This is a genomic window from Sphaerobacter sp., from assembly GCF_019683595.1.
In the GTDB taxonomy this organism is placed as follows: domain Bacteria; phylum Chloroflexota; class Chloroflexia; order Thermomicrobiales; family Thermomicrobiaceae; genus Sphaerobacter.
This window is the reverse complement of sequence record NZ_JADGHZ010000185.1, coordinates 1-6,703: the sequence shown is the minus strand read 5'-3', so window position 1 is coordinate 6,703 and position 6,703 is coordinate 1. Positions and strand designations below refer to the sequence as shown.

The window sequence follows — 6,703 nt, the reverse complement described above, 5'->3', positions numbered from 1 at the left end:
GGGCCGGGGGTGGGGGGGGGGGGGCACCCCGGGGCGGGGGCCGGTGCCGGGGGCTAAAGCCGCCGGGCACGGGCCGACCAGCGGACACCCACATAATTCGTCAAACGCCATGAGCCCCGGGCACCGACCACCGCGCGGGGATCTTTCCACCGCGTCAGCCCGGCGCGAAAACACGGGGCACGTGCGACAGCGTAAACCCACCTACGCCAGACTTGTCCAACTCCATAATTCCCGGGCACACGCCTGCCGCGGGGATCCTCACGCCACCCATCTTGGCATCAGTCGCCAGCCGCCCGAGTCGACCGCGGCGGAACTCGGAACGGCGGGCATGCCAGCGTGGTTCGGCAAACTCCAAGAACCCTGACGCGGCCACGCCTAAGGCAGCAGCCGGGATGTCCCTGTCCATTGATGACGCTGAGCAGCGGGACTGCCGGGATGAGCCTCCCGGTATTGGGCGGGTGCCGTCGGTCCGGAGCTAATGCGATATGTCGCTCGAACCGCTCGCGTGGGAGCGCGACGCGCCGCCCCAGCCGACACGTGCTGCCGGCGGCCTCCTTCGCGACAGCCCAGGACACGGGAAACCGGTTCAGCACACGCTCGCGCTCCGGCTGCCGTCATCGCTCGTGGGATATGTGCCCTCGGAGCGCCGTGGGCAGCGTGCTAGTGGCCCGGATGATCCCCTCCCGCGCAGATGGGCGCGTTTGCATCGCCCCGCTGCGAATCGGTCCTTCGGCCCGCGCAGAGCCGCTCACGCCGCCACGGACACGGACATGCTCGACCGCCCGCCCCCGGCACTACACCGCCATGGCGGCCTCGCGGCGCTCCGCTGCCTCCGCGGCCAGCGCCAGGGCATAGTCCACGATGCGGCCCGGGATGTTCACCCCCGTGGTGTGGATGCTGTTGCGGAACTCCATCGTGGCGTTGACCTCGTTCACCAGCAGCCCCCGATCCGGGTCCTCGAACAGGTCGATCGCCAGCACCCCGCCGCCGACCGCGCGAGCGACGGCGCCGCATACCTCGGCGATCTCCGGCGTGACGTCGCAGTTGCTCGCCTCGGCACCGCGCGCGGTGTTGGTGATCCAGTGCCCGGAGCGACGATAGATGGCGCAGATCGTCTCGTCGCCGACGACGAAGGCGCGGATGTCCCGCCCCGGCTTCCGCACGTACTCCTGGATGTAGTAGGTGCCGTGGTGGAACGCTCCGAGAGACTCCTTGTGCTCCAGCAGCGCCTCGGCCGCGGCACGGTTGTTGACCCTCGCCAGCAGCCGGCCCCAGGAGCCGACAGGCGGCTTGAGCACGACCGGGTAGCCCAGCGACTCGATCGCCTCCAACGCTGCCTCGGGTGTGTAGGCCACCAGTAGGCGCGGCTGCGGCAGGCCGGCGCGGGCGATCGCGGCCGAGGTGCGCAGCTTGTCGTTGCAGAGCGCAACCACCTCGGATCGGTTGAGCGTCGGGATGCCCCACCCTTCGGCGATCGCCAGGGTGTGCAGGGTCCGTTGCTGGCTGACGCTGCGCCCGATCACGACGTCGTAGTCCCAGGGCCGGCCGGTGAGGTCGACGACGGCGCGGCGGTCGTCGATGCGAGCCACTTCGATGCCGCGGCGCGCGAACTCGGCGAAGAGCAGGCGCTCCTCAGCCCGTAGCGGGCCGTGGACGACCGCGACGCGGGGCGCCTGCGGCGCGTGGGGGATCGGTGACGACATCGGTCCGTTCTCCTCTTCGGTCAGGTGCTACTCCAAAGACGACAGACGCGGGCAGCGCCGACGGTTTGCACCGCGGCGAGCGCCGGGCCTGTTTGGCTTTGGAGCCGGCGAGAACGGACCATGGTTTGCGGGCGTCCGAGGAGGACCCGGCGCGGCGCGCCGGCAGGAGAGCCACGGGGTTCAGGATGATGCTATCCATGTGGTCGCGCATCTCTGCCTCTCTCGGACGGGCCGGGACGCTCCCGGCACAGTACGAACTCAATCGACGGCGACACCGGCGGGGCGCGGGGAAACAAAAAACCGCCGCCCCGGTTGGGGACGAGCGGTGTCCGGCTCGTGGTACCACCCCACTTCGCCGTGCCCTCGCGGGCCACGGCCTCAGCCCGTGCCGCTATCTCGACACGGCCGGTTCGCTAACGGGAACCGCTCCCGTCGCCGCCTACTAGGAAGGGCAGCGCCCGCTCCGTTGGGGGCGAGGCTCCGAGGGCTTCTTCGCCGGCATTCCCGATCCCGCTTCTCAGCGCCCGCGGTTCTCTGTCTCGTTCCTGCCGGTTACTCGTCCTCATCAACGCCGGTGCGCATTCGGTTGTCCGCGGCAGACGGTAGCACAGGGGGCAGCGAGCGTCAAGGAAGCCGTGCGTGATGCGTCATACGTCATCCGTCATACGTCACCGTACGGCGTGATGCGTGTTCCGTCTTGCATTCTGCGTAGAGCGCATGTCTCCCCTCTCCCCTGGTGGGCTCCGTCCGAGAGGGGCCGGGGGTGAGGGGGACGCATGACGCATGACGCGTGACGCAACACGCCTCACGCTTCACGCCTCACGCACAAGAAATCCCCTCTCCCGATCGCGGAAGAGGGGAACCAGCCTGGGGTCGCCGTCCAGCCAGCCCGTCTAGAAGCTGACCAGCGGGTTGCCGGTCAACTCCGACACGGCGAAGTTGATGAAGAAGAAGCCGAAGAAGAGGACGTTGAGCACCAGGATCACGTAGGACCACCAGCCCATGCGGGCGGGGCCGGGCAGCTTGCTGTTCAGGTACATCAGCAAGAACGGGTAGATGAGCGCCCCCAGGTTCGCCATGTTGGCCGAGATCAGCACCAACCCGACCGGCAGCGCCACGAAGAGGATGATGCCGATCACGACCGCCAGCACCGCCATGTATGGGTAGTAGAAGCGGCGCGGGTCGCCCGCCAGGAACCGGCGGAACCGCTCGCTGGTGCCGTACAGCCCGTCGGCCACGTTGCGGACCAATCCCTCGTAGATGCCGATCTGGGTGCTGAACAGGACGAAGAAGCCCATCAGCAGTGCCCAGTAGTAGAAGAACGAGCCGTAGTGGCGCGAAAGGACGTCGGCCGCGTAGGTCGGCATCGTCTCGCGTGTCGGCGCGGCCTCACCGGGCATCCCAGCCAGGTGCGACACCAGCAACGTGGTCAGGAAGATGCCGATGACCGCCCCGCCGAAGAAGACCACCCACTGGTCGAGCATCAGCAGGCGGAACCAGCGCTTCCAGCGCCGCTCGTTCGCCGGCGTGACGGGGAAGGTCTTCCCGTTCGGGGAGATGGTCTCCTGCTGGCCGCCGATCAGCCCGGCGATGAATCCGACCCGGTAGCCCATGCCGTAGCCGTGGTCGCGGTAGTAGTTCATCGCGTACCAGTTGAGGCCGGACGAGAGCGCGGTGTAGCCGACGATCCCGCCGATGACCGTGGCATCGACGCCGGACGGCGGCAGGGCGGGCGTGACCAGCCCACGCAGTGCCGTGGCCCAGGTCGAGAAGGGCACGACAATCAGGTCCACGATGAGTAGGGTCACGACGATGAAGCCGACGATGACCCAGTTGACCAGCTCAAGCGTGCGGGCGATCTTCCGCCCAACGAGGGTGATCGCGAGCACCAGGAGCATCAGCCCGAAGGCCAGGAAGCGGGCGGTCGTGCGCTCGCTCGGGGTATCGACTAGATCGCCGGTGAAGAGCACATAGAGGCTCTCGCCCGCACCGGCGGCCCAGCCGCCCCAGATGTTGGCCATATAGAGAATCGCCAGTGAGACGGCGATCCAGAAAATGGCACCGGGCGCCACACGCGCGAAACCCAGGATCGGCACCTCACCGGTGGCCATGATGTAGCGGCTGATCTCCATGTTGTAGAACGTCTGCAGGACCGCCGAGATCAGGATGACCCAACCAATACCGACGAAACCGTAGGATGCGACGCCGAGGGGAGCCAGCAGCCACTCGCCGCTACCGATTGAGATGCCGAGCGCGATGAGGCTCGGGCCGATGACATGGGTGATGGCCTGTTTCGGACCGATGTGGGGAACTTTGAAGACCTCTTCCGGTTCGGGCAGGTCTTCGACGTCAAGCGGTGGCCTGGTATGGCCCAACGGATACCCCTTGGGGGATGCAACGCTCGCGTCTTCGGTGATCGTCATGCGCCACCTCCGGGTGATGTCAGCGCCATCAACCGAACGCCCCAGGAGTAGTCACAGAATGAGGACCGGGTCAGCGGGAGTGCCTCACGGCACACCGCGGAGGCATGGAGGAGGTCGACTGCGGTACGGCACCACCGCCTGAGCCACCGCAGGATCGGTCGCACGGGGTTGCCAGGGCACACGAAACTGGCGACCCCGAACCAGACGCGTCGTGGTCTCCACCATCGGCGCCACCGAACCCACTCATCAACGGGTGCGTAGCTGGATCCACTCTAGCACGCGCGTAGGAACATCGCAACTCTGTGCATCCTGTCACATACGCGACGTACACGAATCTAACCGTATGATCTGCTCGCGCCGAGGCCGCACCGTCTCTATGGTCGGATCGGGTCGTAGACCACCTCGGTGATCGTGAGGTCGATGTAGGAGAAATCCCCATCCGGCAGCGTCCAACTCGCCCGTGCCCGGACGGGCAGCATCAGCCCGCCGCGCTCGCCGTACTCCAGCGCCTCGGCCGACCAGGTCGTCAACTCCTGCCCGCCGTCGACGCTGCGGTAGCGCTGCGCGACGAAGCGGGTGAAACGGCCCTGGTCGTCGAAGTACATGGTTCCGCTGACGCGCCGACCGCGGTCGGAGAGCGTCACCCGGACCGACCGCTCATCCAGCGGCTCGAAGGCGATCTGTTCTTCGAGGAACGCGGTGGGGAGCCAGATCAGCTCGCTCAGGTAGCGCATGAGCGCGCCCTGATCCATCTCCGGCCCACCGGCATCGGCCACGGTGACGACCCCACCGGCCTTGATCAGCATGTGCCCCGCGCCGTCCAGGTACATGTCCCGGCCGCGCGCGACGGGGAGCGGGCCGAGCCGCACCGTGCCGTCCCAGACGAACCCGGCCGGGCGCACCGAGAACCACTGCTGTGCGGTGAGGGGCATCCACGGTTGGCCGGGGCTGAGCCGCATCTGCCCGGTCTGCTTCAGGTGGACCGTGCCGGCCATCGGCTTCCCGACCACGCCGCTGTAGGTGAGATAGCGCCGCACCGGCTCGGGGAGATCGTGCAGCATGGCGTCGGTGACCACCCCCGCCGGGGCCGGCTCCGCGCTGGTCAGCAGCGCCGAGATGTCGCGGCGGACCATCCGCGTGATGTTGCGCTGTCCGAGGGTTACCGCCGTTGCGCCGACAGCCAGTCCCACCACGACGGCGCTGGTGATCCATCTCAGGAGTCTCTTCATGGTGCGATGCTCCATCCCGTCGAACCCCTCCGGCGCCTCCCGGCTGTGGCGCGGCCGTGGGGGCGGCTCCACGCTCAGCCCGCGCTCGCCGGGTGTGCGGGCAGTTCAGTGGCGATCTCCCGAGCCCAGGCACGGATGGCGTCCCAGTCGCGAAAATCGCCCTCCGGCGCCTTCACCATCCTCGCGATGAGCCGCTCGCCGATGCTCAGCCCCCGCATGTCCAGCTTGCCGGCGAAGATGCGGTGCCCCCGAGCCTGGGTCGCCTGGAGCAGGTCGTCCAGGTCGGCGGGGTCACCCACCGGCTTCGGATCGTCGTGCCCCAGCGGCCCGCTGCTGAAGAGCCAGACCGGCATGGCCGCCAGCCGCGCGCGGTGTCGCGTGACGAACTGCCGGGCCTCCGGCAGCCACTTCCCCATGTAGACGGCACTGCCGAGGACCACGGCGTCGTACGCCTCCAGGCTGTCGACATCCGCCGCAGCTCGCAGGTCGACGACGTCACCGGCGGCCCGCAGCTCGGCGGCAATCACCTCGGCGATCTCGTACGTGCTGCCGTGCCGGCTGGCGACGGCGATCAACACGCGCATGTCGGAACCTCCTGCCGCGTCGGCGCGCGGGCGATGGGCTCGTCCGCTCGCTGTGCCGCCAGGCGCTCAGGACACGGCCCGCGCCCGGTGCGCCCCGGTCACGATGAGGTAGAGCAGGGCACACTCCAAGACGACCTGAACGACCTTCGTCACCAACCCACCAGGGGAGAAGAGCACCGCCGGTCGGTCCAGATAGCCCATGAGGAACATGGAGATCACCATCGCGTTGATCACGGCGCCGACCACCCAGAGCCAGCGCCGGCGAAGCAGGATCAGCAACCCACCCAGCACGTAGCCGCCCGCGGCGGCGAAGATAATCCCGGCCGGGCGCTCGGACGCGGCCAGGTCGCCGACCCCGAGCACCTCCAGCCCGATCAGCACGTAGCTGAGGGCCGCCAGCAGAGCCATCCCCACGGCAAGCCACAGAGCCGGGTCAGACGTGCCAGACCCAGCGGCCCGCCCTCGGCGAAGCGCAACCATCGTGGACCTCCCAGTCCCAGCCGCACGCCCACGCGGCATCTCCAGGTCGAGCGTACGGTGGAGTGCATGACAGAGGTGCGTGGCGAACCGGCCGGGTATTGCAGGGTTGCAACAGTGAGGACGGCGACACGTTGCGCGACACAGACCCGGCAACGCGGCGCGCGCATGGTCACCGGCACGGCGCCTCCCCCGCTGCCGGTGTCCGGCGCTGCGGTATCATGCGCGTAGTCTGGTCAAGCGCCTCGGGGGCGCGAGCCGCACGTGGAAACGGGGTGTCTCATGCC

5 protein-coding genes are annotated in these 6,703 nt (G+C 68.4%); all 5 read right to left on the bottom strand.

What is annotated here, in order from left to right; translation table 11 throughout:
- Positions 1-794 precede the first annotated feature (794 nt).
- The 5 genes from lysX to IRZ30_RS14590 all read right to left on the bottom strand — a co-directional run bounded on the left by lysX (position 795) and on the right by IRZ30_RS14590 (position 6,347).
- A complete protein-coding gene (gene lysX / locus IRZ30_RS14610; protein WP_294086203.1) occupies positions 795-1,703 on the bottom strand; it encodes a lysine biosynthesis protein LysX in 909 nt (302 codons plus the stop codon).
- 893 nt (positions 1,704-2,596) lie between these two features.
- On the bottom strand, positions 2,597-4,126 hold the full coding sequence (locus IRZ30_RS14605) for an Nramp family divalent metal transporter (protein ID WP_294086202.1): 1,530 nt from the start codon (positions 4,124-4,126) through the stop codon (positions 2,597-2,599).
- 374 nt (positions 4,127-4,500) lie between these two features.
- On the bottom strand, positions 4,501-5,355 hold the full coding sequence (locus tag IRZ30_RS14600; RefSeq protein WP_294086201.1) for a DUF6544 family protein: 855 nt from the start codon (positions 5,353-5,355) through the stop codon (positions 4,501-4,503).
- Positions 5,356-5,429: 74 nt separating this feature from the next.
- The gene (locus IRZ30_RS14595) at positions 5,430-5,939 is read right to left on the bottom strand and encodes a flavodoxin domain-containing protein (protein WP_294086200.1); all 510 of its coding nucleotides are present in this window, start codon (positions 5,937-5,939) and stop codon (positions 5,430-5,432) included.
- Between the two features lie 66 nt (positions 5,940-6,005).
- On the bottom strand, positions 6,006-6,347 hold the full coding sequence (locus tag IRZ30_RS14590) for a hypothetical protein (protein WP_294086199.1): 342 nt from the start codon (positions 6,345-6,347) through the stop codon (positions 6,006-6,008).
- Positions 6,348-6,703: the final 356 nt, after the last annotated feature.